This is a genomic window from Pseudomonas sp. ZY71 (genome assembly GCF_036542145.1).
In the GTDB taxonomy this organism is placed as follows: domain Bacteria; phylum Pseudomonadota; class Gammaproteobacteria; order Pseudomonadales; family Pseudomonadaceae; genus Aquipseudomonas; species Aquipseudomonas koreensis_A.
In genome coordinates this window covers 4,078,641-4,104,198 of sequence record NZ_CP144274.1, presented here as the reverse complement: position 1 = coordinate 4,104,198, position 25,558 = coordinate 4,078,641, and the positions used below count along the sequence as shown (strand labels likewise).

Below are 25,558 nucleotides of genomic sequence, written 5' to 3'. Positions count from 1 at the left end.
ATAAATTTTTCTGTCACAACACCAAACCACTGTAGGGGTGAGCCTGCTCGCGATGAGGCCAGTACACTCAGCATCAGCGCTGCCTGACACACCGCCATCGCGAGCAGGCTCACTCCTACATTTGGAGCTTTGGTGGGCTTACTTACCGAGTTTCACCCGCGTCCAGCCACGGGTCATGATTCGCTGCGTGGCAATCGGCTGATCCGGCACCGCATACAACGTCGCCATCACCGCTTGCGACGGATACGACCCCGGGTCGTTGCGGATCGCTTCATCCACCAATGGCGTGGCCGCCGCATTGGCGTTGCTGTAGCCGTTGCTGTTGGTGATCTCGGCAATAATGTCCGGACGCATCAGAAAGTCCATGAACAGGTACGCGTTCTCGACGTTGGCGGCATCGCGCGGGATCGCGACCATGTCGTAGAAGCTGCCGGCGCCTTCTTTGGGAATGCTGTAGTCGATCACCACGTTGTTGCCCGATTCCACCGCGCGGGCCTTGGCCTGCAGCACGTCACCGGAGTAACCGACCGCCACGCAGATGTTGCCGTTGGCCAGATCGGAGATGTATTTCGAGGAATGGAAGTACGCCACGTTCGGGCGGATCTTCATGAACAGCGCCTCGGCTTCCTTGATGTGTGCGGTGTCCCTGTCGTTCACCGGGTAACCCAGATAGTGCAGGGCGGCCGGGATCATTTCGGTCGGCGAGTCGAGGAAACTGATGCCGCAGGCTTTCAGTTTTTCTGCGTTTTCCGGTTTGAACAGCAAGTCCCAGGAGTTGGTCGGTGCATTGGCGCCGAGCACTTCCTTGACCTTGGCCGGGTTGAAGCCGATGCCGATCGAGCCCCACATGTACGGGAACGCGTGGGCGTTGTCCGGATCACTGGCGGCGGCGTTTTTCAGCAGCACCGGGTTGAGATTCTTCCAGTTCGGCAGCTTGGATTTGTCCAGCGTCTGATAGACACCGGCCTTGATCTGCTTGGCCAGGAAACTGTTCGACGGCACGACCAGGTCGTAGCCGGATTTGCCCGCCAGCAAGCGTGCCTCAAGGGTCTCGTTGCTGTCGAAGACGTCGTAGGTCACGCGGATGCCGGTCTCGTCTTCGAACTTCTTGACGGTGTCCGGCGCGATGTAATCGGACCAGTTGTAAACACGCAGCACCTTGTCGTTGGCCTGGGCGCCCATGACCATTGCGCCCATTAAGGACAGTGTCAGCAGAGTCCTGCCAAACATTTTCATCGGTACAACTCCATTGTTTTTATTCACATTGCACGAAGCCCCCTCACCCTGATCCTCTCCCGAGGGAGAGGGGACTGACCGAGGGGCTGACTACATTTGTGTAGGAGCTGTCGAGTGAAACGAGGCTGCGATCTTTTGATCTTTCACATCAAGATCAAAAGATCGCAGCGTGCCGCAGCTCCTACAGGGTCAAGCGGTGGCGGATTGCTGTGGTTGCCACGACTCGTTCGCGGTCTGATCCATCGCTTCCTGAATCGCTTTTTTGCGGTTGGCTTCTGCCTTGCGGCCGAAGTACCAGACCAGGAAGGTCACCAGCGACACCGCCAGCAGAATCAGGCTGGCCACGGCGTTTATCTCCGGCTTCACGCCCAGACGCACCGCCGAGAACACTTCCATCGGCAACGTCGTCGAACCGGGCCCGGAGACGAAACTCGCCAACACCAAATCATCCAGCGACAGGGCGAACGACATCATTCCGCCCGCGGCCAGCGAAGGGGCGATCATGGGAATGGTGATCAGGAAAAACACCTTGAACGGCTTCGCACCGAGATCCATCGCCGCTTCTTCGATCGACAGATCCAGTTCGCGGAGGCGGGCGGAGACTACCACCGCCACATAAGCGGCACAAAACGTGGTGTGGGCGATCCAGATCGTGACGATGCCACGCTCTTGCGGCCAGCCGATCAACTGCGCCATCGCCACGAACAGCAGCAACAGTGACAGACCGGTGATCACCTCAGGCATCACCAACGGCGCGGTGACCAGACCGCCAAACAGCGTGCGACCCTTGAAGCGCGTCACTCGAGTCAACACGAAAGCGGCGAGGGTGCCCAACGCTACTGCGGCGATCGCGGTGTAGCAGGCGATTTCCAGCGAGCGCACCACCGAGCCCATCAGTTGCGTGTTGTCGAGCAAACCGACGTACCACTTCACCGACCAGCCGCCCCACACCGTCACCAGTTTCGAGGCGTTGAACGAGTAGATCACCAGAATCAGCATCGGCAGATAAATGAACATCAGGCCGAAGATCAGCATGAACTTGGAAAAACCGAAGCGTTTCATCCCCGTGCCTCCATCTCTTTGGCCTGGCTGCGGTTGAACAGCAGAATCGGCACAATCAGGATCAACAGCATCACCACCGCCAGCGCAGACGCCACCGGCCAGTCGCGGTTATTGAAGAACTCTTGCCACAGCACACGACCGATCATCAGCGTCTCCGGACCACCGAGCAGTTCCGGAATCACGAACTCACCGACCACCGGAATGAACACCAGCATGCAGCCGGCAATAATCCCGTTCTTGGCCAGCGGCACGGTGATTTTCCAGAAGTTGTTGAAGTTGCTCGAACCCAGATCCTGCGCGGCTTCCAGCAAGCTGCCGTCGTGCTTGACGAGGTTGGCATAGAGCGGCAACACCATGAACGGCAAATACGCGTACACGACCCCTATATAGACGGCGGTGTTGGTGTTGAGGATCTCGATCGGGTGATCGGTCAGTCCCGTCCACATCAGAAACGCGTTGAGCAAACCGTTGTTGCTGAGGATGCCCATCCACGCATAAACGCGGATCAGGATCGCCGTCCAGGTCGGCATCATGATCAACAGCAGCAGGACGTTTTGCGTTTCTTTGCCGGTCTTGGTGATGGCGTAGGCCATCGGGAAACCGATCAGCAGACACATCATCGTGCTCAGCGCCGCGACCTTCAGCGAACCGAGATACGCCGACAAGTACAGCTCGTCTTCGCCGAGCATGGTGTAGTTGCCGATGTTCAGCAGCAGCTGGAATTTCTGTTCGGCGTAGGTGTAGATCTCCGAGTACGGCGGGATCGACAACGCGGCTTCCGAGAAACTGATCTTCATCACCAGAAAGAACGGCAGCATGAAAAACAGGAACAGCCAGATGAACGGAATGCCGATCACCAGTTTTCGCCCGCTGGGCACCAAGCGCAGGAATTGCTGATTGAAGGTTCTCATGAGCGCAGTACCACGCCGCTGTCGTCTTCCCACCAGACGTAGACCTTGTCGTCCCAGGTCGGGCGCGCGCCACGACGTTCGGCGTTGGCCATGAACGACTGGACGACTTTGCCGCCAGGCAGTTCGACGTAGAACACCGAGTGGCCGCCGAGGTAGGCGATGTCATGCACCTTGCCTTCGGACCAGTTGTAGCGGAACTCCGGCTTGGTGGTGCTGACGAGCATTTTTTCCGGACGGATCGCGTAGGTGACCGACTTGTCCTGCACCGAAGTGCTGACGCCGTGACCGACGTAGATCTTCTGCTGCAAGTCCGGGCTGTGGATGATCGCGTGACCTTCAAGGTCTTCCACCACGGTGCCGTCGAAGGCGTTCACGTTACCGATGAACTCGCAGACCATGCGGCTGACCGGCGCTTCATAAATGTCGACCGGGCTGCCGATCTGCGCGATCCAACCGAGGTGCATGATCGCGATGCGTTCGGCCATGGTCATGGCCTCTTCCTGGTCGTGGGTCACCATTACGCACGTCACGCCGACGCGTTCGATGATCTGCACCAGTTCCAGTTGCATCTGCGAACGCAGCTTTTTATCCAGCGCACCCATCGGTTCGTCGAGCAGCAACAGCTTCGGACGCTTGGCCAGCGAGCGGGCGAGGGCGACGCGCTGACGCTGTCCACCGGACAACTGGTGCGGACGGCGTTTGGCGTATTGGGTCATGTGGACAAGGCGCAGCATTTCATCGACACGGGCATCGATTTCGCTGGCCGGCAAACGGTCCTGCTTCAGACCGAAGGCGATGTTCTGCGCCACGGTCATGTGTGGGAACAGCGCATAGGACTGGAACATCATGTTGATCGGCCGCTCGTACGGCGGCATGTCGGTGATGTCCACGCCGTCGAGCAGAATCCGCCCTTCAGTCGGGCGCTCGAAACCGGCGAGCATGCGCAGCAGGGTCGATTTGCCCGAACCGGAGCCCCCGAGCAGGGCGAAGATTTCGCCCTGATGGATCTCCAGGGACACATCGTCCACGGCCACGGTTTCGTCGAACTTCTTGGTGACACGATCGACTTTCACCAGCACCTTTTTCGGTTGCTGATGACCTTCAAGTGCCTTCCTGTAAGTGCTGGAGGCGTTTGCCATGTGAAACTCCCAACAGGTTTCGTTCGCCTGGCCAATGTGGCCGGGCTTAAGTGGATTGCAAGCCTGTAAGCGCAATCTCAGTCATTACACATCCCCTGTAGGAGTGAGCCTGCTCGCGATGAGGCCATGTCAGTCGACATCTCTGTTGACTGGTCTATTGCTATCGCGAGCAGGCTCACTCCTACAGGGGAATTGCGCATGCCTGACTGACCTTGCACTGCCGAGGGCTTGGTCGGCGCCGCCGTCCTGGCTGCCTGGGTCGTACTTGTTGTTATTACGGGTGTTGCTGTTCACGAATGACGGATGTGCGCAGGCACACCCGACGTCCGTGGGGGCAGTAAATCGTTACGTATTCCTGGGTTGGATCAGCGCTGGTTGCGCCGCGCCGCCCGTTGCCGGCAAGCCGCGCCGAATGCCTGGAAAATCTTCAGGTAGTTCGGGTTGTCGAGCACTTGCCATTCCGGGTGCCATTGCACGCCGAGGGCGAAGGTCGGGCTGTGTTCGACCGAGACCGCCTCGATCAAACCGTCCGGCGCCACCGCTTCGGCGCGCAGGCCGGGGGCGAGGCGATCGATGCCCTGGCTGTGAATCGAGTTCACCTGGAACTCGCCCGGCAGCTCCAACGCCTCAAACACGCCGCCGCTCAGTACCGTCACGGCATGGGCCGGTGCGTATTGCACGGCCACGTCGGGGCTGTCGGCTTCGCGGTGATCGAGCATGCCCGGCAGCTCGTGCACCTTCTGATGCAGGCTGCCGCCGAACGCCACGTTCATTTCCTGGAAGCCACGGCAAATGCCGAGCACCGGAACGCCCGCCGCGATGGCTGCACGCAATAAAGGAAGGGTGGTGGCATCCCGCGCCGGATCGTGATCCGTGCCGGGGGCGCTGGCCGGGCCTTGATAGTGGAAGGGCTCCACATTCGAGGGCGAGCCGGTCAGCAGCAGACCGTCGAGTTGACCGAGCAGGTCTTCGATTTCAGTCAGGTTGCCAAGGGAAGGAATGACCACTGGCAGCCCGTTAGCGCCAACGCTGACAGCACGTACGTACTTGTCGCCGCTGATGTGATAGGGATGCAGGCCAATCTGTTTGACGCACGCAGTAACGCCGATCAATGGCTTGAATGCCATTTTTATTCACCTCGAAGTTTGACACTTGAACGAGCTTTTCCGGAGCTTAGCCTCGTTGATTTTAATTAACAACTGCCATGTAAAAAATTCTAAACGCCGTTCATCAAATCTTCATGATTCCCGGGGCTGCGGGGCCTGCATTGGCACGCAAGTGTTAAAAAAAGCCCGAAAAATAAACCCTGAGCGGTCATCTGTTCGCTATTGACTTCACTTTGCCGTTCGGGTTGACTGGCTCGGCGAAACAGCAGTGAACATAATAATTAACAGCTAAATAGGTGCATCATGTCGGTCCCTCTGCGTACCGTTCAACTCAACGAAGCAAACGCATTCCTTAAGAAATATCCTGAGGTTTTGTACGTCGACCTTCTGATTGCGGATATGAACGGTGTGGTGCGCGGCAAGCGCATCGAACGCACCAGTCTTCATAAGGTTTACGAGAAAGGCATCAACCTGCCGGCCTCGCTTTTTGCGCTCGACATCAACGGCTCCACGGTGGAAAGCACCGGCTTGGGTCTGGACATCGGCGACGCTGACCGCATCTGCTACCCGATCCCCGGCACCCTGAGCATCGAGCCGTGGCAGAAACGCCCAACCGCACAACTCTTGATGACCATGCACGAGATCGAAGGCCAGCCGTTCTTCGCTGACCCGCGTGAAGTGCTGGCCAACGTCGTACGCAAATTCGACGACCTCGGTCTGACTATTTGCGCCGCGTTCGAACTCGAGTTCTATCTGATCGACCAGGACAACGTGAACGGTCGTCCGCAATCGCCACGTTCGCCGGTGTCCGGCAAGCGTCCGGTATCGACTCAGGTGTATTTGATCGACGACCTCGACGAATACGTCGATTGCCTGCAAGACATCCTCGAAGGCGCGAAAGAGCAGGGCATTCCCGCTGACGCCATCGTCAAGGAGAGCGCCCCGGCGCAATTCGAAGTCAACCTGCATCACGTCTCCGACCCGATCAAGGCGTGCGACTACGCCGTCCTGCTCAAGCGTCTGGTGAAGAACATCGCCTACGACCACGAGATGGACACCACCTTCATGGCCAAGCCGTACCCGGGCCAGGCGGGCAACGGTCTGCACGTACACATTTCGATCCTGGACAAAGAAGGCAACAACATCTTCGCCAGCGAGGATCCCGAGCAGAACGCCGCACTGCGTCACGCGATCGGCGGTGTGCTGGAGACCCTGCCTGCGCAAATGGCGTTCCTCTGCCCGAACGTCAACTCGTACCGCCGCTTCGGCGCGCAGTTCTATGTACCGAACTCACCGAGCTGGGGCATCGACAACCGCACCGTTGCGGTCCGTGTGCCAACCGGTTCGGCCGACGCCGTGCGCATCGAGCATCGCGTTGCTGGTGCCGACGCTAACCCGTACTTGCTGATGGCTTCGGTGCTGGCCGGTATTCACCACGGTCTGACCAATCAGATCGAGCCGGGCGCTCCGGTCGAAGGCAACAGCTACGAGCAGAACGAACAGAGCCTGCCGAACAACCTGCGCGACGCACTGCGTGAGCTGGACGACAGCGAAGTCATGGCCCGCTACATCGACCCGATGTACATCGACGTGTTTGTCGCGTGTAAGGAGAGCGAGCTGGCCGAGTTCGAGAACTCGATTTCTGACCTTGAGTACAACTGGTATCTGCATACGGTGTGAGTGTTTGAGGGCCCCAAAAGGCAAAAGCCCCTCACCCTAACCCTCTCCCAAAGGGAGAGGGGACTGATTCGGGGATGCTCGGGCAATCCGCCGACCTGAACGATTTTTGCCGAATCCATATTCGACTCGGTCGTTCAGGTCGGTGCAGATCCCGAGACACTTCGGTCGGTCCCCTCTACCCCTGGGAGAGGGCTAGGGTGAGGGCAGCCATCTCAAACCAGACACAACACCCCGACACCCCCAATCCCCCCTTGTCGAGCCACAACAATGACAACGACCCGCAACGACTGGGAACAACGCTTCCAGTCCCTGACCATCGAAGCCCGCGCATTCATCAACGGTGAATACCGCCCGGCCATCAGTGGCGATACTTTCGAATGCCTAAGCCCCGTCGACGGCCGTTTCCTCGCCTCCGTGGCCAGCACCGATGAAGCCGATGCCAACCTCGCCGTTGACGTCGCGCGCCAGTCTTTTGAATCCGGCGTGTGGGCAAAAAAAGCCCCGGCCGAGCGCAAGCGCATCCTCATCCGCTTCGCCGATCTGATCCTGCAGAACCAGGAAGAACTGGCGCTGCTGGAAACCCTCGACATGGGTAAACCGATCAGCGATTCGATGAGCATCGACATCCCGGCGACCGCCAACGCGATCCGCTGGAGCGCCGAAGCCATCGACAAGATCTACGACGAAGTCGCCGCCACACCGCACGACCAACTCGGCCTCGTCACCCGTGAGCCGTCGGGCGTCGTTGCGGCCATCGTGCCGTGGAACTTCCCGCTGATCATGGCCAGCTGGAAATTCGCTCCGGCGCTGGCAGCGGGCAATTCGTTCATTCTCAAGCCTTCGGAAAAATCGCCGCTGACGGCGATCCGCATCGCGCAGTTGGCGCTGGATGCCGGCATTCCGAAAGGCGTGTTCAACGTGCTGCCAGGCTTCGGTCACACCGTCGGCAAGGCGTTGGCGTTGCACATGGACGTCGACGTGCTGGCCTTCACTGGCTCCACAGCGATTGCCAAGCAACTGATGATTTATGCCGGCCAAAGCAACATGAAACGCGTCTGGCTCGAAGCAGGGGGCAAGAGCCCGAACGTGGTGTTTGCCGACGCTCCGGACTTGCGCGCGGCAGCACAAGCAGCGGCCGGCGCCATTGCCTTCAACCAGGGCGAAGTCTGCACGGCGGGTTCGCGCTTGCTGGTCGAGCGTTCGATCCGCGAGCAGTTCATTCCGCTGTTAGTGGAAGCGCTGCAAGCGTGGCAACCGGGTCATGCACTCGACCCGGCGACCACCGTCGGTGCCGTGGTCGATCAGCGTCAACTCGACAATGTGCTGCGCTACATCAGCATCGGGCGCGAGCAGGGCGCCGAGCTGATTGCTGGCGGTCAACGCACTCTCGAAGAAACCGGAGGCCTGTACGTGCAACCGGCGCTGTTCGACGGCGTGACCAATGCGATGACCATCGCCCAGGAAGAAATTTTTGGCCCAGTGCTGTCGCTGATCACCTTTGACACCGCGGAAGAAGCGCTGCAGATCGCCAACGACAGCATCTTCGGCCTCGCCGCCGGCGTGTGGACCAGCAACCTCAGCAAGGCGCACACCTTCGCCCGAGGCCTGCGTGCCGGCAGCGTCTGGGTCAACCAGTACGACGGCGGCGACATGACCGCACCGTTCGGTGGCTTCAAGCAGTCGGGCAACGGCCGCGATAAATCGCTGCACGCGTTCGACAAGTACACCGAGCTGAAAGCGACCTGGATCAAGCTCTGACTCTATTACAGCGGTGGTCGCCGTTTATCGGCGGCCCTCGGAGAAACGTATGAAACAGCAACACGTAAACAGCTACTACGCCGCCACCCGCAACGAAGTCATCGACTTTCCGGTTCTGGAAGAAGCGGTGGATTGCGACGTCTGCATCATCGGCGCCGGCTACACCGGCCTGTCCTCGGCGCTGTTCCTCACCGAAGCGGGCTACAAAGTAACGGTGCTGGAAGCGGCGAAAGTCGGCTACGGCGCCAGCGGTCGCAACGGCGGTCAACTGGTCAACTCCTACAGCCGCGACGTCGACGTGATCGAAGAGCGCTACGGCGACAAGACTGCGGAAATCCTCGGCAGCATGATCTTCGAAGGCGCCGACATCATCCGTTCGCGCATCAAGGAATACGACATCCAATGCGACTACCGCCCGGGCGGCATCTTCGCAGCGATGAACAAAAAGCAACTCAACGGTCTGGCGGAGCAGAAGCGCGGTTGGGAGCGTTACGGCAACCGCAATCTGAAGATGCTTGATGCGGCTGACATTCGTCGCGAAGTCGGCTCCGATGCTTACGTTGGTGGTTTGCTGGACATGCAGGGCGGCCACGTTCACCCGCTGAACCTGGCGCTCGGTGAGGCGGCTGCGATCACCCGTTTGGGCGGCAAGATCTACGAGCAATCGGCGGCCGTGGAAATCAAATACGGCGAGCCCAACGTCGTGCGCACCGCCAAAGGCCAGGTCCGCGCCAAGTACCTGTTGATCGCCGGCAACGCTTATCTGCCGCAAGGTCTCGACAACCGCGTCACCGCGAAAAGCATGCCGTGCGGCTCGCAGATCGTCGTCACCGAACCGCTGACCGAGAAGCAGGCGCGCAGCCTGATCACCAACAACTACTGCGTCGAAGACTGCAACTATCTGTTGGATTACTACCGCCTCACCGCCGACAACCGCTTGCTCTACGGCGGCGGCGTGGTCTACGGCGCGCGGGAACCGGACGACATCGAACAACTGATCCGCCCGAAGATCCTCAAGACCTTCCCGCAACTCAAAGACGTCAAGATCGACTACCGCTGGACCGGCAACTTTCTGCTGACCATGTCACGCATGCCGCAATTCGGCCGCATCGAAAAGAACGCCTACTACATGCAAGGCTACAGTGGCCACGGCGTCACCTGCTCGCACCTGGCCGGCAAACTGATCTCGGAAATGATCCGCGGCGACGCCGAACGCTTCGACGCCTTCGCGTCCTTGCCGCACATGCCAATGCTCGGCGGCCGCACCTTCTCCGCGCCACTCACCGCCCTCGGCGCCGTCTACTACTCGCTGCGCGACCGCTTCGGCCTCTAAGTTACCTCCCCGGCGGCGGCCCAAGACCCCGCCGGTTTTTTACCTGACGCACCGAAGCTCCAACTGTAGGAGCGAGCCTGCTCGCGAAGAGGCCAGCAAAGGCAAAATCAATCCTGCTGAAACACCAAAGATCAAATTGTAGGAGTGAGCCTGCTCGCGATGAGGCCAGCCCAGCCACCATCCCTCCCACAGAAACACCACAAACCCTGTGGGAGCGAGCCTGCTCGCGAAGGCGGTCATCCAGGCAAATTGATGTTGGATGTGCTACCGAATCGCGAGCAGGCTCACTCCTACAGGTCCGTATTACCAAGGCAAGAAGGACTTTTGCCCCACCGTCCATCGAACCTGCTGAGCAACACCGGCAAACGTGATTTAATAGCCGCCTTTCACGGTTCCGGGACACGGGAGCAACGTGATCCGCGCCCTCGGCGCGTCACCCGCCACCCACCCCCATCGCCCTTAAGTCGTTCTCACATAAGGCAGTCATGGATACGGGTTCTCGACTCAAACTAGTACGCGAAAGCTACAAACTCTCCCAGCGCGAGCTGGCCCGGCGTAGCGGCGTGACCAATGCCACCATCTCCCTGATCGAACAGAATCGCGTCAGCCCCTCCGTCAGCTCACTGAAAAAGCTGCTCGAAGGCATACCGATGTCCCTGGCCGACTTCTTCACCTTCGACCAACCCCCGCGCGAACACCAATACGTCTTCCGCGCCAACGAACAACCCGACCTCGGCCGCCACGGCCTGCGCCTGCTGCTGATCGGCGCCTCCGTGCCAAGTCGCCAGATGCGCCTGCTGCGCGAGCAATACGCACCGGGTGCGAGTTCCGGGGAAGAGCCGATTGTGCATGCTGAGGGCGAGGAGTGTGGGTTGGTGACGCGTGGCACGGTGGAGTTGACCGTGGATGGGTCGGTGAGCGTGTTGAATGCGGGGGATGGGTATTATTTTCCGACGACGCTGCCGCATAAGTTTCGGAATATAGGGGCGGATGAGGCTGAGATTATTAGTGCGAATACGCCAGCGAATTTTTAAAAATTAGCAAAATAAAGGTTGTTTGCTTCGCGAAGCGTGAGGTAAATGCACTTTTTCAATCTGAGTGTTGGTGGTTCTAATTTTGGCATTTACCTAGCGTAATCTTTGTAAGGGGGAGTCGTGAGTAGTATTTTAATTACTAACAAGGTTGCGAATAAATGTAGAGTTAAAGCTAAATCTTTAAGTGATGAAGAAGAGGTTGAGTTTTTTTATGGTTTTTTAGATAAGGGGGAGGAAGTTGATGCTGTAGTGCGGGGGTTTGTTTCTGCATTTTTTATGTCATTGGTGACCCATGATGACATATATCTAAAGCCTGGTGATCTTGGTGTAGTGTTGTCGACGCTTGGGGCTGAAAATACACTAAAATTACTCGATAGAAAAATAGTAAAAGTAGTATTTGGAGCCGATGACTTTGTTGTGAAAAGTGGTAAGGCTGCGTTAGAGTTGTCTTTTATGAAGTTTGACTGGGCGGAGCTCGAAGGTTTTGAGGAACGTTTGCCGGAACGTTTGCATCCTACACTTCGCTCTAGGATTGTTCAATATGTTGATAACTCTTCGGTAAGAGCTGATGGATTTACTGAAGTTGCATTATCCGAGTTGAATGGTGATTTTAGTCGGCAGGATTTTAGGAGTCAACTTGATTTTAAGACATCTAGGGTGACTCAAGTTGATCCTCATGATGGGTACAGAATTTTAAGGGTTTCAGAATGTGCTCAGTCTTTAATTATTCAGAACAAACTAAGTATTGATTCTATATATCAGGATGCATACGTTAAAGATTATGCTAACGCTAAGCTTGGGGCGTTCCGGAATGTCGTCGGTTCCGATCCAATTGAGGGATTTGAAAAAGTAATCGGCGCCAAGGGAATACCTGATATTTATTATTTGTATTCAAAGGGTGTCGTTTCCTTGGATGACATATTGGTCTGTAGAGAGTCTTTCAATGGGAGTGTTTTTAGGAAGTGGTATTCGAATGCGGAATTTGATGGGCAGTTGCTTATGTCTGCTTTGTTAACTCCTGTCAAGCAAAGCGCAGCATCTAGATTTATTCGATTGATTTATCCAAATGTAATTGGTGTTTTAAATCCTTTTGTCGGGCTTGGGGCTTCTGTGCTCGATAGTTATTTGGTTGATAAGCTAGTTGGAGGGTGGCGGCCTTCGTTGTTTTTAGATGATGTGCTGAAAACTACAATCGATGAAAAGATAAGATTGTTTGATCGGAAGAGTAAGATGGAGGAGTTTGTGAAGAGATTTGGATCGATTGATAGAAATGAGTCATGCCCCTGTCAAAGTGGAAAGAAATTCAAGAGATGCCATGGTGCATAAGCTTGTTTTAAGTTGTAGTATTTTTTTAAATTTCGGGTCTTAGGGTTTTCGAGAAAAACCGCTTTTCTGCGGTTTTTCGTTTATTTTATAATGTCCGTTATTTCAAGTGCTCGACTCGAATCCTCGCAGTTCAATTATCCGAAACACGTCACTCACATCCTGCACCATAATTCTGGCGATATTGGTAACGGTGTTGATGTCGTGTTCCGAGTGGTCCTGGAGGCGCGTGCAGGCCATGAGGTCGAGGTATTGAGGACGGCATTGAGGCGTTCGGCAGCGCAGGCGTGGAGATCGCGTAGTGGGGCGTTGGTGTCGATGATGAGGACGGGGTGGTCGGTGGCGGGGTGGGACATGTGGGCGTAGTGGTGGAGCGGTGTTTTGATCGTCATAGGTTGCACTCTTCAATGTGTCAGGAAGTGCCACCTTCTGCTGCGAAACAAATGGGTGGCAGCTGTATGCGGGTTCGCAGACCGGAGAAGAGTCAAACCGGCAGACCCGAAGGTCTCCCACACACAGCCGCCATAAAATGAAGCGGTGGCGGATTTTGCCACAGTTGTCATTTGGCGGTGTGTGTCACTTCTGAGGGCTGCGAAACCCATCGCTGACTGTGGTCAGCGACGGACTCACTCTAGGCATCAATTTCACCTGCCACAACCGACCTGTAGGACGTGAAATCCGTACCCGTGGCAAGCGCGCTTGCTCCCGCTCGGCGACACATCCGTCGTAATTCGGGGCGTGCGGTATGTCTGGGAGAAATGGACTATCCGGTTTTGGGACTGCTTCGCAACCCAGCGGGAGCAAGCTCTCTCGCCACATGGGGTGTTTTCCTACGAAGTTTTCAGACGTCGAAATTGCGCGAGCCTTTTGGGCGATAACCATTCGTCCGCTGCACCGCACGTTCGCCGCCTACCTTCTTCCAATGCTGTAACTCCCCACGCAAAGGAAGAGCCATCATGCTGAACCATAAAATCGCCGTGTTTACCCTCGCGGCGTTGCTGTCCGGCAGTTCGCTGTACGCGATCGCGGCCGGCGAAACGCCGACTCCGACAGCGAACGACGGCAATAGCCAGACGCGTGAACCGGCGTCTCCGGCCACCAATGCTGACCCGGATGCCAATTCGCTGCCCAAGGGTGGTGATGGTGGCAAGACCGACAATGGGCCGGTGCCTTCTGCCTCCAAGCCCAGCCCTGCGGGTCAACCGTCCGGTAGCAGCAGTGGTGGTAATGGCGGTGGTTAATGGATATCGCGCACTAAGAAGCCCGGTTTTTTAAGCCGGGCTTTTCTTTGCCTATCGCATACGCGCAGATCAAACGCTTACTTCGCCTTCCAATGCCCGCCACCATTCTCGCAATCAATCCGCGCCTGTGCCAAATGCTCCACGTCGTAGTAAAACGTGGTCACTTGCGCGTTGTCGGGGATGTTCAGCGCTTTGGCGTATTTGTCTTTGCTGGTGGAGTGCGGGTTTGCCAGGGATTCCTGAGTGATCGTGGCGATACACGTAGCCTGATAGTGATCGGCGCAGTGTTCGACTTTGGTTTTCGTGCTGTTGAGCATGTCTTTGCTTTCATTGCTGCACGACCAGTCGATGGAGTTGACCGGCATGCCTTCGTATTCATAACAACTGTGGGTTTCCACCGCTGGCACCGAGACGCTGGAGGATTGGGTCTGCACGTCGCAGCCTTCGGCCATGACGCAGGTGGGGATGACGGCGAAGGTGGCGAGCAGAAGCAGGAAGCGAATGTTCATCGGGATTTCCTCTTCAAGGGCGCCGTGTCTGATCGATGATGTTGGCGCTTTATGGTTTCGAGATGGCGTGGAGGAGGGAGGTTCCATCGGGTTTTTGATTTGCTCCCGTGGCGTACACTGCGAAACAATCGGAAACATCAGCGCCCAAGGAATGGAATATTGCCCATGATCGAAATCGGCAGCCGCAACAATGCGCTCCCCTCACAACATCCATTTCACGACATCTACCTGTTTCACATTGACCCTGAAAAGCCATCCACGCCTTTCTGCTTCGAGCAGTCGATGTCCGGCGGGCATATGGAGCATGGCGGTGCCCGCTGGTTGGCGCTGGATGAACTGGACGCCTGGCCCGGTGAGTGGCGTGAGCATCTGAACAAAGCTGATTGTGCCTGGGTTGCCGAATTGATCGATGCCCATCCGAAAGCCGATCAGGCAACCTTGGTGTCGTTGATCCTTCAGCGTCACTCTGGGCCAGCCAAACCAGTCGGAAGGCTGAAGGCTATCGGCAACTGGCTCAAACGCAACATCCACGTCGGCGGCCGTTACGGCGTTTAACCCTCGGAGACTCCCATGACTCAGACCCTCGAACGCGCTATCGCCATCGCCGCCACGGCCCATGCCGGGCAGGTCGACAAGGGCGGTGCGCCGTACATTTTGCATCCGCTGAAAGTCATGTTGCGCATGAGCTCGCTGGAAGAGCGCATCGTCGCCGTGCTGCACGATGTGGTTGAGGATTGCGGTGTCAGCCTCGATGATTTGCGCAAGGAAGGTTTCAGCGAAGAGGTGCTGACGGCGATTGAGTCAGTGACCAAAGTGCCGGGCGAATCCTATGAAGACTTCGTCGACCGCGCCGCACAGAACCCGATCGGTCGGGTGGTGAAGCTGGCGGATCTGGAAGAGAACAGCGACCTGTCGCGAATTGCTTCGCCGAGCTGGGAGGATCTGGAACGGGTCGAAAAATACCGCCGGGCAATTGGACGGTTGCGCGGTTAACAGGGGATTGCCCGCTCAGGTCATTTCCCGATCGATTTACTGCCATGCAAGGCACAGAGGGAGGAACCAAGGATGGAGTTTGCAACGATCGTTCAGCTACTGACGGTAATCGGAGTCGTCGCTGCTGCGACAAAGGTGATTCGCGAATTATCGTTTATGGGCAAAAGCCGGCTTGCGGAGGAGTACCGGGTCGCGAAAGAGGTGTTGAAGGATATTGAGCAAAACCCTGATTTACCTCTTTTGGTCAGGGAGCGCGGCTACCTGGCTATCGCGGGTACTTCGACGATCAATCCCGCCGATGTCGCGTATCTGATTTCCCTCGTTAATCCGGCCAGAAACCTCAGGGACTATGTGCTTTCCAGAAAGTACGTTGAGCTTGATGTCGAGCGCCACAGGATTGATTTCTGCCCGAAGTATAGAAAGCGTTTTTCCAGGATCTGGAGAAAAGCCTGGAGTTTCACCCTGTATATCGTGTGGTCCGCTATTGCGATGTCTCCACTCCTGTTGATCCAGCCAATGGGGCTTGAACCGAAATTCGCCTTTTGGATGGGTATCACCGTGCCGGTCGCGGGTTTCTTTGGTGTCAGCTCGTTGCTTGAATGCCTGAAGATTATCAAGGGCGAGAAGCTGGTTCAGTCACAGGAACAGCACACCCGCAGAATACTGGTTGCGCAAACACCGAAGAAACCATCGATCACGCGCCATGAAAGTACATCCTGACTCATTGGTTCAGACGACGTAAGTCACACTTTCAAGTCGATGGAGGATTGATGAAATCTATTCTGTGTTTGTTGATTGCTGCCGGTTTCGGTGCGCTGTTGCAGTTCGAAGGTGTGCCCCATGGCTTGCTGTTGGGTTCGATTGTCGTCACCGCATTGTTCGCCAGCAAAACCGGTATCGCCCCGGCAACTCCTTATGGACTGGGCTACATCCAGATCACGCTGGGCATCGCCACCGGGCTGATGTTCGAAGCGTGGGACAGCGAGACGGCCTCGACGATGTTGCCGAGCCTCGGTGTGTTGCTGATCTGCCTGACCGTGCAGATCGCGTTGGCCGGATGGTGGCTGACACGCGGCGCAGGCTGGAATCGCACTGATGCACTGTTGGCGGTTTATCCCGGTGCACTGGCTGCGGTGTTCGATTTACTCGAGTCGGAAAAAGCGTCGAGCAAGGTCATCATCGTGCACCTGATGCGGTTGCTGTTGATCACCGTGCTGGTGAGTTTCCTGATCCCCGGCCAAGCGGCTATAGCGATTGCCGATGGCGATCCTTTGACGACAGGCATGGCGCTGACCGCGTGTTCGGTGATCGCGCTGAGCGTGCTGCTTGGGCGCTTGCTGTTGGTAATTGGCGTACCGGCGCCGTTCATGCTCACCGCGATCATCATCACGGCGGTGTTTGTGAAGTCGGGATGGCTGCAGGGTTTTCACATGCCGGATTGGAGCCTGAATCTGGCGGCGCTGATTCTCGGTGTTCGGATTGGCTCAAGGTTTCAGGGGCTTGGCTTCGCAGAGCTGGGACGTCATGGCCGCACAGCGTTGGTCTCGGTCGGTTTGATGATCGTGGTCGCCGCAGTATTTGCTGAAGTCGCGGCGCGCTGGTTGGGCAGTGATCCGCTTTCGTTATGGCTGGCGTACATGCCGGGGGCGATTGAGACGATTGCGATAGTCGCATTTGGTGGTGGGCTGAATGTGGTGTTTATCCTGACGCATCATTTGAGCCGGATGGTGTTGCTGCACTTTGCGCCGGCGTTGTTGGTGCAGGTGCGGCGGGCGCGCGAAGAGGCCTGACTGGAGCTGATGTCAATGTGTTGCGGTGTGTCAGTTTGATTCATCCCCCTCACCCCAGCCCTCTCCCCCAGGGGGGCGAGGGGGAAGGGAGCCGATCTCGGTGTCTTTCAAAATCTGAGTTCAACTCGAGATATCAGGTCGGTGTAAATTGAACATCCAACACGGTCGGCTCCCTCTCCCTCCGGGAGAGGGCTGGGGTGAGGGCAATGCGGCGCTAGCGGATGTGTGCGTCGAAGCCTTCGCTATCCGGCGCGATATCGCTCTTCAAGGTCAAAGCGGGAATTTCGTATTCGCCCCCATTCTGCTGCCGAAACCCGATCGGCCGCGCACTCCACAACTCATCCAGCCGCCGCCCCAACTCATCACAAGTCTCCGCATACCGCGCCGCATCCATCCGACTGGTCCGATACACCACAAACGGTGGCACCACTTCAAAACCGGGGTAGTACAAAATCCCGTGCTGGATCGGAAACAGCAAATCATCCATCGGCCCATTAATCCCACGCGGCGCATAGTGCGATTCCCAGCCACCACTGGTGACCATCAACATCGCCCGTTTGCCTTTCATTTTCCCTTCGCCATAACGCTCGCCCCAACGACTGTCGGAATGCTCGCCAACGCCATAGGCAAAGCCGTATGCATACACCCGATCGACCCATCCTTTGAGAATCGCCGGCATGGTGAACCACCACAGCGGAAACTGCAGGATCAGCGCGTCAGCCCACAGCAGTTTTTCCTGCTCACGGGCGATGTCGGCAGCCTGGGTGCCTGCGGCGTAAGCGACTTTCGAGTCGAGGGAGGCATGGAACGGTTTCGTCGCATCGCGCTCAGGGGCGTCGTCGGCGTCGAGGATGGCTTTCCAGTTCATCGCGTAGAGGTCGGAGACCTGCACAGTGTGGCCGGCGGCTTGCAGGCGCTGGACGCTGAAGTCGCGCAGCGAGCCATTGAGGGACGTCGGTTCCGGGTGTGCGTAGACGAGTAAGACTTTCATATTGAAGCTCCGTTAGCTGAGTGACTGCAGGATCGGCGTTCAACCGGTATATTGGAAATGAATGTCTGATATGTCTGGTATAGCCATGAATAATTTGAGACGGCTGGATATCAATCTGCTGTTGACGCTGGATGTGTTGCTGTCGGAGCACAACGTCACCCGCGCGGCGCAGCGCCTGAACCTGTCGCAGCCGTCGGTGAGCGTGCATCTGGCCAAGTTGCGCGACATCTTTGGTGATCCGCTGCTGTTGCCCGGGCCGCGCGGCATGCGCCCGACGGCGCGCGCCGATGAGTTGCGTGAGCCGTTGCGCGAGGCATTGGAAGCGTTGGAGAGGGCGGTGGCGCCGGCCAGCGCGTTCGAACCGGCGCTGGCGACCCACACTTGGAAGATCGCCGCGACCGATTACGGCGAGTCGACGGTGGTATTGCCGGCGCTGAGCAGTTTGCGCGAACAGGCGCCGGGCACGCGGCTGGCGGTGATCGATCTGACCCCGGCGCATTTGGTCAAACAGGCCGAGCAGGGAGTGTTCGACCTGGCGCTGCACATCAGCGAAGACGCGCCGCCGGAGTTGCATCGGCGACCGCTGTTCACCGAGCGTTATGTGCTGGCCGGTAGAGTCGGGCATCCAGGTTTGATGCAGGCGCCGAGCCGCGAACAGTTCTGCGCGCTGGAGCACGTGATGGTGTCGCGCGAGGGCGGGGGCTTTTTCGGGGTGACCGACCGGGCGTTGGCCGATGTTGGGCTGATGAGAAAAGTGGTGTTGTCGGTGCCGCACTTTCTGATGGCGATGTCGGTATTGGCCAGCACCGATCTGGTGGCGATGCTGCCGTCACGCCTGGTGCGCGGCAACCCGGCGTTGCAAGTGGTCGACGCGCCGCTGGAAGTGCCGGGTTACGAGATGGCGATGTTCTGGGGCGAACGTTCGCATCGTGATCCGGCGCACAAATGGCTGCGCGAGCAATTGCTGGCGTCGGTCTGAGGCGCTGTCAGGCGTGGCCGAGGGCAATCGCGAACGACACAACGATCATGCACGCGAACGCAAAATTGAGATTCATGAGCTGTTCATCCTGAGCCTTTTAGAAGTGCGGCCATTCTGAACAGGTTGAAAGCAAAGAAAAAATTCGCCTTGTCGATTCCAATGATCGAAACCATTGATACCCCGACGGTTTGTGTTTGTTCAAGGCTTTCGCTACTCTCGCGAAACCTGCAACTACAAGCATAAACAGGCACGACCATGCACGATCACTCAGCGGCAGAACTGCCATCCCTGCGTCGACAGAAAATCCTTTTGCTCCTCGAACGCGACGGCAAAGTCATGGCGTCCGAGTTGAGCCAGCACTTTGCAGTCTCCGAAGACACCATCCGCCGCGACCTCGCCGAACTCGATACCGCAGGCCTTGTACAGCGCGTGCACGGCGGGGCGCTGCCGCGTCCGAAGGACTCCGGCAAGGATTACTTCACGCGGCTGGACGAGACGGATGAGGTGAAAATTCGCCTGGCGCAACGGGCGGCGCAGGAGATTGATGACGGGCAGATTGTGCTGTTCGATTCCGGCTCAACCACGTTGCAGGTCGCGCGCTCGTTGCGTGCAGGTATCAGCATCACGGCGGTGACCGCTTCACCGATGACGGCGATTGCCTTGTCCGAATTCAAGGGTGTGAAAGTGATTCTCGCTGGCGGCCAGTTGAACCCGCGAACGATGGCGGCGGGCGGGCATGAGGCGCTGCGGCTGCTGGCCGGGATCAGGGCGGATCTGGCGATTACCGGGGTGTGTGCGATTCATCCGGAAGTGGGGATTACCTCGCTGCATTTCGACGAGGTGCCGGTGAAGCAGGCGATGCTCGATGGCGCCGCGCGGGTGATCGCGGTGACTTCGGCGGACAAGTTGGGAGCGGTGGAGCCGTTTGTGGTGGCGCCGTGTACGAGCCTACATACGTTGATTACCGAACGGCATGTAGCGTCGGGGAGTGTCGAGGATTATCGGCGGTTGGGGATTGTGGTGGAGCAGTTGCCGGATTGAGGTTTTGTGGTGGGGCTGATGGCCTCATCGCGAGCAGGCTCACTCCTACAGGGATCGCATTCCAAAATGTAGGAGTGAGCCTGCTCGCGATAGGGCCAATGCAATCACCGCAACTTTTCGAGCATCTGGTAGTACCACATCCCGGCAGCCAGTAACGGATTGCCGAGCAAATCCCCCATCGGCACACGAATGTGCTGACACGCGGCAAACGTATCGAACTGCTCCATTTGCCCGGTGATCGCCCGGCTCATGATTTCGCCCATGATGTGCGTCGTTGCGATGCCGTGCCCCGAGTAGCCCTGGCAATACCAGACGTTGTCCGAGAGCTTGCCCAGTTGCGGGATGCGGTTGATGACGATGCCCATCGCGCAGCTCCACTGGTAATCGATCTGCACGCCTTTGAGCGCCGGGAAGGTCTTCTCGATGCACGGGCGCAGTTCGGCGGCGATGTCCCGTGAATCCTTGCCGCTGTAATTGGCGCCGCCACCAAACAACAGGCGGCCGTCGGCAGTGAGGCGGTAATAGTCGAGGACGAAACGGCAGTCGTAGACCGCAAGGTCTTCGGGGTTGATCTGCTTGGCCAGATCGCCGAGCGGCGCGGTGGTGACAATGCCGCCCATGGCCGGAAAAATCTTGCCCTTGAGCTGCCCCGGTTCGAGTTTGTGATAGACGTCGCCGGCGAGCATCACCTGATTGGCATCGATCTGGCCGTGAGCCGTGCGTACGCCCGGCGTAGCGCCGTGAATAATCTCCAGCACTTCGCTGTTTTCGAAGATCAGCGCGCCAAGACTTTCCGCCGCCCGCGATTCACCGATGCACAGGTTGAGCGGGTGCAGATGCATGTTGCGGGTGTTCTTGATTGCGCCGTGGTAGAGGTCGCTTTGCAGCAGATCACGCACTTGGCTGCGGTCGAGCAGACTGACCTCATCGCCCAGTCCACGGCGCACGGCTTCTTCGTAATCCTTGCGCAAGTCAGTCATGTGACTGGGCTTGTACGCGGCGTGTAAGTGGCCGTGTTTGAGGTCGCATTGAATGGCGTATTTCTCGACGCGTTGCTGGATGATTTCGTGTCCGCGCCAGCGCAGGTGCCAGATGAAATCATCGACGTCATCACCGAGTTTCGCGCGCATCTGTTTGCGCATCGCGCCGTCGCCGGAAAGGCTGCCGGTGACTTGTCCGCCGTTGCGCCCAGTGGCGCCCCAGCCGATCTTGTGGCTCTCGACGATGGCGACTTTCAGGCCTTTTTCAGCCAGTTCGACGGCCGTGGCGACGCCGGTGAAACCACCGCCGATGATTACCACGTCGACCTTGTGCCGGCCTTGCAGGATCGGGTAGTCGGTGTCCTGGTTGAGGGTGGCGGTGTAGTAGGAATTGCAGCGTTCGGTCATGTCAGTGTCCACACGAATTCTTAGGTTGTACGCGGTCCCTTGTAGGAGTGAGCCTGCTCGCGATAGCGGTGTGTCATTCACAGATGGTTTGACTGACATGGCCTCATCGCGAGCAGGCTCACTCCTACAGGGGGTAGGGGTGAGTCTTCAGGCCTCGGTGAGATACCAGCGCCAATCCTGCTCACCCACCTCGGCCATGAACTGCCGGTACTCGGCACGTTTCACCGCCAGATACACCCCGAGAAATTCCTGCCCCAAGGCGTCCCGCGCCCACACCGAATTCTCCAGCGCTTGCAGCGAGGTCAGCCAATCAGTCGGCAGCAATTCCTTCGCCTGCGCATAACCATTGCCTTCCACCGGCGCACCCGGATCGAGGTCTTCACGAATGCCGCGATGAATCCCGGCAAGGATCGCTGCTGCGGCCAGATACGGGTTGGCGTCGGCGCCGCAGATACGGTGTTCGATGTGCCGAGTGTTGGCCGGGCCGCCCGGAACGCGCAGGCTGACGGTGCGGTTGTCGACGCCCCAGGTCGGCGCCAGCGGTGCGTAGCTGTTGGCCTGGAAGCGCCGGTACGAGTTGGCGTTCGGACAGAACAGCAGCAATGAATCCAGCAAGGAGGCGAGCATGCCGCCAATCGCCGTGCGCAGCAGCGGCGTGCCGGCCGGGTCTTCCGAGGCAAAGAGGTTACGTCCCGCGCCATCGGCCAGACTGACGTGCATGTGCATGCCGGTGCCGGCCAGATCATCGAACGGCTTGGCCATGAACGTTGCCTGCATGCCGTGCTTGTGGGCGATGGCTTTGACCAGACGTTTGTAACGCACTGCCTGGTCCATCGCCTCCAGCGCGTCGCCATGTTCAAGGGTGATTTCCACCTGACCCGGCGCGTATTCGGAGATCGCCGTGCGCGCCGGAATGCCGTGCAGCTTGCAGGCGCTGTAGAGGTCGGCGAGGAACGGTTCGATCTGTTCCAGCTCACGCAAACCGTAAACCTGAGTGTGTCGCGGTCGACCACCGTCCGCGTCCAGTGCCGGTTGCGGGCGGCCGTTGTGGTCGCGTTTGGCGTCGAGCAGATAGAACTCCAGCTCGCAGGCCATCACCGGGTGATAACCCTCGGCCTTGAGCCCGTCGATGATCTTGATCAGCAAGTGGCGTGGATCGGCGATGCTGGCTGGCATGCCCTCGGTCGGGTGCATGCTGACCTGCACGGCGGCGGTCGGAATCTGCCGCCACGGCAGGCGTACCAGACTGCCTTCCAGCGGGTAGGCGCGGCAGTCGATATCGCCGACGTCCCAGACCAGACCGGAGTTTTCGACGTCCTCCCCCTGCACGGTCAGACCGAGAATAGTGCTCGGTAGCGGCCGACCGCTTTGGTACACGGCGAGCAGTTCTTCACGGTGCAACAGCTTGCCGCGCGGCACGCCGTTGGCGTCGAGGATGAACAGTTCGATCATGTCGATATCGGGGTTCTGTTCAAGGAACAGGCGTGCGTCTTCGATGGCTGCGAATTTCATAATCAATCACTCACGATGGCGCCGCACGGGCGCGCAGATTCGGGCCGGACACGACGCGGCAATAGGCGTGGCTGTCCTGGCAGGGATATCAAGAAGCAGGGGGCTGTCGCGGTTCTTTAACCGACGCGATCAGACAGACCGGGCGATATCCGGCGGGCGTGCGGAGTGACGCAGCTTGGAGCGGCGCAGGGCCATGGGGAGATTGACGATACGATTCATACGCCGCCCCTGTGAGAGAGGGCGCGCAGGGTAGAGACGTTCAACGATTCTGCTTGTTGTGGTGACGTACTCATAACGCGTGTTTCCGTTGGCGGAAAACGTCGGTGGCGGGCTGACCCGCCGACCGGTGTGCCCGGATAGTAAGGGGGAATTCGCGGGCGTGTAAACGGGAGATTCGCAGGCCAGGGTTCAACGCATCAGGTGAAAGCCCAGCCCGGCGACGGCGCAAACGATCAACACACTGATCACGCCGCGCTTGAAAACGAACAAAGCCAATGCTGCCGCAACCGCCAGCATCAGCGAAAACACATCCAGCGCCCCGGTAAAACCGTTCGGCCAGAACACGTGATAAGCGAAAAAACACGCCAGATTGACAATCACCCCGACCACGGCAGCGGTGATCGCCGTCAGCGGAGCGGTGAACTTCAGTTCGTTGTGCGTCGATTCCACCAACGGCCCACCGGCGAGGATGAACAGAAACGAGGGCAGGAAGGTGAACCAGGTCACCAACGTTGCCGCCAGCGCCCCGGCGGCAAAGGCATGTTCGGGGCCGAACGCCGGTTGCACGTAGGCGCCGACGAAACCGACGAACGCCACCACCATGATCAGCGGGCCGGGGGTGGTTTCACCGAGGGCGAGGCCGTCGATCATCTGCGTCGGCGTCAACCAGCCGTAATGCCCGACGGCGCCCTGATAGACGTAAGGCAGCACCGCGTAAGCGCCACCAAAGGTAAGCAGCGCAGCTTTGGTGAAGAACCAGGCCATTTGCGTGAACGTGCCGTCCCAGCCGAACAATGCTGTCAATAGCGCCATCGGCAAACACCAGAGCACTGCGCCGATCAACCCCAGGCGCAGCAGCTTCGGCAGGCTGAAACGGGCGTGTTCGGGCGCTGGCGTATCGTCGTCGATCAACGCCGCGCCGAAGGATTTCTCGCTGTTGCGCGCACCCGCGTTGCTGAACCGCTGAGGGGCGAATCGCCCGCCCAGATAGCCGATCAATGCAGCCCCGAGGACGATCAGGGGGAAGGGCACATTGAAGGCGAAAATCGCCACGAACGATGCCCCGGCAATCGCCCACAGCCAGGCATTCTTCAATGCACGCGCGCCGATGCGATGCGCGGCGTGTAACACAATCGCGGTGATCGCCGGTTTGATCCCGTAAAACACCCCGGCCACCGTCGGCACGTCACCGAAGGCGATGTACAGCCACGACAATCCAATCAGAATGAACAACGACGGCAACACAAACAGCGCACCGGCGATGACGCCGCCCCAGGTGCGATGCAGCAGCCAGCCGATGTACGTCGCCAATTGCTGCGCCTCGGGGCCGGGCAGCAACATGCAGTAGTTGAGTGCGTGCAGGAAACGCTTTTCGGAAATCCAGCGCCGGCGCTCGACCAGCTCCTGATGCATGATCGCAATCTGCCCGGCCGGCCCGCCGAAACCGATGCAGCCGAGTTTCAGCCAGAAACGCCAGGCCTGGCGCAGGGTGACGGGATCGGGGCGGGGCAGGTTGTTCGGCGCTGTGCTCAAGCGAGACTCCGGAGTTGGGTCCTGGCGGAGTGGCTATCTAATCAGACTTTCAACCCTCACCCCAGCCCTCTCCCAGAGGGAGAGGGGGCCGACCGAGGTGTCTTGTGTTAACCATCGACCTGAAAAATCGAGTCGATTATGGATTTGGTCATCAGCGGCAGGGGCTGACGCAGGCGTCTGGCATCGTCCATCGATCTGACAGATTCCATCGATTATGGATTCACCACAATTCCTTCACGTCGGCGTACCTCTGCAATATCCCCCAATCAGTCCCCTCTCCCTCGGGGAGAGGGCTAGGGTGAGGGGGCTTTTGCTGTTCAGGCATGCGCCAGGCTCCAGCGCAACGCCGCATTCTGATCACTCTCCCGAGCTTCGACCCAATGCGCACCCTGCGACGTAGTCTCGCGCTTCCAGAACGGCGCACGGGTCTTGAGCACGTCCATGATGAACGCGCAGGCCTCGAACGCCATATGCCGATGCCTGCTGCTGACCCCGACAAACACGATCGGCTCGCACACCGACAGCGCACCGACCCGATGCACAATCTCCACCCCCAACAACGGCCAACGCTCGCGGGCCTCTTCGGCGATTTGTTCGAGGGCCTTTTCGGTCATGCCCGGATAGTGCTCAAGAAACAACTCGTTCACCGTCTGGCCAATGTTCAGATCACGCACGTAACCAATGAAATTCACCACCGCGCCCACCCGTGGATTGCGCGCGTGCAGGTCGGCGGTCAACTGGCCGACGTCGAAGCTTTTGTACTGGACTCGAACTGTCATC

23 protein-coding genes and 1 pseudogene are annotated in these 25,558 nt (G+C 58.4%); 12 read left to right on the top strand and 12 right to left on the bottom strand.

Features of this window, described 5'->3' with window-relative positions:
- Positions 1-138: 138 nt before the first annotated feature.
- The 5 genes from VY732_RS18110 to VY732_RS18090 all read right to left on the bottom strand — a co-directional run bounded on the left by VY732_RS18110 (position 139) and on the right by VY732_RS18090 (position 5,475).
- Positions 139-1,236: a polyamine ABC transporter substrate-binding protein gene (locus tag VY732_RS18110; protein ID WP_123594281.1), complete on the bottom strand. Its 1,098-nt coding sequence runs from the start codon at positions 1,234-1,236 to the stop codon at positions 139-141.
- A gap of 189 nt (positions 1,237-1,425) precedes the next feature.
- Positions 1,426-2,298: an ABC transporter permease subunit gene (locus VY732_RS18105; RefSeq protein WP_077572273.1), complete on the bottom strand. Its 873-nt coding sequence runs from the start codon at positions 2,296-2,298 to the stop codon at positions 1,426-1,428.
- A complete protein-coding gene (locus VY732_RS18100; RefSeq protein ID WP_371042493.1) occupies positions 2,295-3,176 on the bottom strand; it encodes an ABC transporter permease subunit in 882 nt (293 codons plus the stop codon). The genes VY732_RS18105 and VY732_RS18100 overlap by 4 nt, the downstream gene beginning before the upstream one ends.
- A gap of 29 nt (positions 3,177-3,205) precedes the next feature.
- Positions 3,206-4,348, bottom strand: coding sequence for an ABC transporter ATP-binding protein (locus VY732_RS18095; RefSeq protein WP_331691383.1), 1,143 nt, complete (start codon positions 4,346-4,348; stop codon positions 3,206-3,208).
- A gap of 365 nt (positions 4,349-4,713) precedes the next feature.
- A complete protein-coding gene (locus VY732_RS18090; RefSeq protein WP_077572276.1) occupies positions 4,714-5,475 on the bottom strand; it encodes a gamma-glutamyl-gamma-aminobutyrate hydrolase family protein in 762 nt (253 codons plus the stop codon).
- Between the two features lie 282 nt (positions 5,476-5,757).
- Here VY732_RS18090 and VY732_RS18085 point away from each other — a divergent pair, with 282 nt between their 5' ends.
- The 5 genes from VY732_RS18085 to VY732_RS18065 all read left to right on the top strand — a co-directional run bounded on the left by VY732_RS18085 (position 5,758) and on the right by VY732_RS18065 (position 12,585).
- On the top strand, positions 5,758-7,134 hold the full coding sequence (locus tag VY732_RS18085; RefSeq protein WP_007918694.1) for a glutamine synthetase family protein: 1,377 nt from the start codon (positions 5,758-5,760) through the stop codon (positions 7,132-7,134).
- 267 nt (positions 7,135-7,401) lie between these two features.
- Complete coding sequence (locus VY732_RS18080) at positions 7,402-8,892, top strand: aldehyde dehydrogenase (RefSeq protein WP_331691382.1); 1,491 nt, start codon at positions 7,402-7,404, stop codon at positions 8,890-8,892.
- A gap of 49 nt (positions 8,893-8,941) precedes the next feature.
- The gene (locus tag VY732_RS18075; protein ID WP_331691381.1) at positions 8,942-10,225 is read left to right on the top strand and encodes an NAD(P)/FAD-dependent oxidoreductase; all 1,284 of its coding nucleotides are present in this window, start codon (positions 8,942-8,944) and stop codon (positions 10,223-10,225) included.
- 485 nt (positions 10,226-10,710) lie between these two features.
- The gene (locus VY732_RS18070) at positions 10,711-11,259 is read left to right on the top strand and encodes a cupin domain-containing protein (RefSeq protein ID WP_007950154.1); all 549 of its coding nucleotides are present in this window, start codon (positions 10,711-10,713) and stop codon (positions 11,257-11,259) included.
- Between the two features lie 120 nt (positions 11,260-11,379).
- Positions 11,380-12,585, top strand: coding sequence for an SEC-C domain-containing protein (locus tag VY732_RS18065; RefSeq protein WP_331691379.1), 1,206 nt, complete (start codon positions 11,380-11,382; stop codon positions 12,583-12,585).
- 102 nt (positions 12,586-12,687) lie between these two features.
- Here VY732_RS18065 and VY732_RS18060 read toward each other — a convergent pair.
- Positions 12,688-12,974 (bottom strand): annotated as a pseudogene (locus tag VY732_RS18060) (fructose-bisphosphate aldolase).
- Positions 12,975-13,538: 564 nt separating this feature from the next.
- Between VY732_RS18060 and VY732_RS18055 the strand changes: the two are divergent.
- Positions 13,539-13,823, top strand: coding sequence for a hypothetical protein (locus VY732_RS18055; protein ID WP_331691378.1), 285 nt, complete (start codon positions 13,539-13,541; stop codon positions 13,821-13,823).
- A gap of 77 nt (positions 13,824-13,900) precedes the next feature.
- Here the strand turns inward: VY732_RS18055 and VY732_RS18050 are convergent, their stop codons facing one another.
- Positions 13,901-14,332, bottom strand: a complete 432-nt coding sequence (locus VY732_RS18050) for a hypothetical protein (protein WP_331691377.1) — start codon at positions 14,330-14,332, stop codon at positions 13,901-13,903.
- Positions 14,333-14,497: 165 nt separating this feature from the next.
- On the opposite strand from VY732_RS18050, the gene VY732_RS18045 reads away from it, so the two are divergent.
- The 4 genes from VY732_RS18045 to VY732_RS18030 all read left to right on the top strand — a co-directional run bounded on the left by VY732_RS18045 (position 14,498) and on the right by VY732_RS18030 (position 17,115).
- Positions 14,498-14,887 (top strand): hypothetical protein, encoded by a 390-nt coding sequence (locus VY732_RS18045; protein ID WP_331691376.1) that lies wholly within the window; start codon positions 14,498-14,500, stop codon positions 14,885-14,887.
- A gap of 15 nt (positions 14,888-14,902) precedes the next feature.
- The gene (locus VY732_RS18040; RefSeq protein WP_331691375.1) at positions 14,903-15,325 is read left to right on the top strand and encodes an HD domain-containing protein; all 423 of its coding nucleotides are present in this window, start codon (positions 14,903-14,905) and stop codon (positions 15,323-15,325) included.
- 72 nt (positions 15,326-15,397) lie between these two features.
- Complete coding sequence (locus VY732_RS18035) at positions 15,398-16,045, top strand: hypothetical protein (protein ID WP_331691374.1); 648 nt, start codon at positions 15,398-15,400, stop codon at positions 16,043-16,045.
- Positions 16,046-16,095: 50 nt separating this feature from the next.
- Positions 16,096-17,115 (top strand): AbrB family transcriptional regulator, encoded by a 1,020-nt coding sequence (locus VY732_RS18030; RefSeq protein ID WP_331691373.1) that lies wholly within the window; start codon positions 16,096-16,098, stop codon positions 17,113-17,115.
- Positions 17,116-17,329: 214 nt separating this feature from the next.
- Here VY732_RS18030 and VY732_RS18025 read toward each other — a convergent pair whose 3' ends face one another.
- Positions 17,330-18,106 carry an NAD(P)H-dependent oxidoreductase gene (locus VY732_RS18025; protein ID WP_331691372.1) on the bottom strand — a complete coding sequence of 259 codons (777 nt, stop codon included), beginning with the start codon at positions 18,104-18,106 and terminating at the stop codon, positions 17,330-17,332.
- An 85-nt stretch (positions 18,107-18,191) separates the two neighbouring features.
- Here VY732_RS18025 and VY732_RS18020 point away from each other — a divergent pair, with 85 nt between their 5' ends.
- Together VY732_RS18020 and VY732_RS18015 are read left to right on the top strand one after the other, a co-directional pair.
- Positions 18,192-19,085: a LysR family transcriptional regulator gene (locus VY732_RS18020; protein WP_331691371.1), complete on the top strand. Its 894-nt coding sequence runs from the start codon at positions 18,192-18,194 to the stop codon at positions 19,083-19,085.
- A gap of 255 nt (positions 19,086-19,340) precedes the next feature.
- Positions 19,341-20,126, top strand: coding sequence for a DeoR/GlpR family DNA-binding transcription regulator (locus tag VY732_RS18015; RefSeq protein WP_331691370.1), 786 nt, complete (start codon positions 19,341-19,343; stop codon positions 20,124-20,126).
- A 104-nt stretch (positions 20,127-20,230) separates the two neighbouring features.
- On the opposite strand, the gene VY732_RS18010 is transcribed toward VY732_RS18015, so the two are convergent.
- The 4 genes from VY732_RS18010 to moaE form a co-directional block, all read right to left on the bottom strand.
- On the bottom strand, positions 20,231-21,514 hold the full coding sequence (locus tag VY732_RS18010; protein WP_331691369.1) for an NAD(P)/FAD-dependent oxidoreductase: 1,284 nt from the start codon (positions 21,512-21,514) through the stop codon (positions 20,231-20,233).
- 147 nt (positions 21,515-21,661) lie between these two features.
- On the bottom strand, positions 21,662-23,026 hold the full coding sequence (locus tag VY732_RS18005) for a glutamine synthetase family protein (protein ID WP_331691368.1): 1,365 nt from the start codon (positions 23,024-23,026) through the stop codon (positions 21,662-21,664).
- A gap of 408 nt (positions 23,027-23,434) precedes the next feature.
- Entirely contained in the window at positions 23,435-24,778 is a 1,344-nt protein-coding gene (gene chrA / locus VY732_RS18000; protein WP_331691367.1) for a chromate efflux transporter, read from the bottom strand.
- Positions 24,779-25,095: 317 nt separating this feature from the next.
- Complete coding sequence (gene moaE / locus VY732_RS17995; RefSeq protein WP_331691366.1) at positions 25,096-25,557, bottom strand: molybdopterin synthase catalytic subunit MoaE; 462 nt, start codon at positions 25,555-25,557, stop codon at positions 25,096-25,098.
- Position 25,558: the final 1 nt, after the last annotated feature.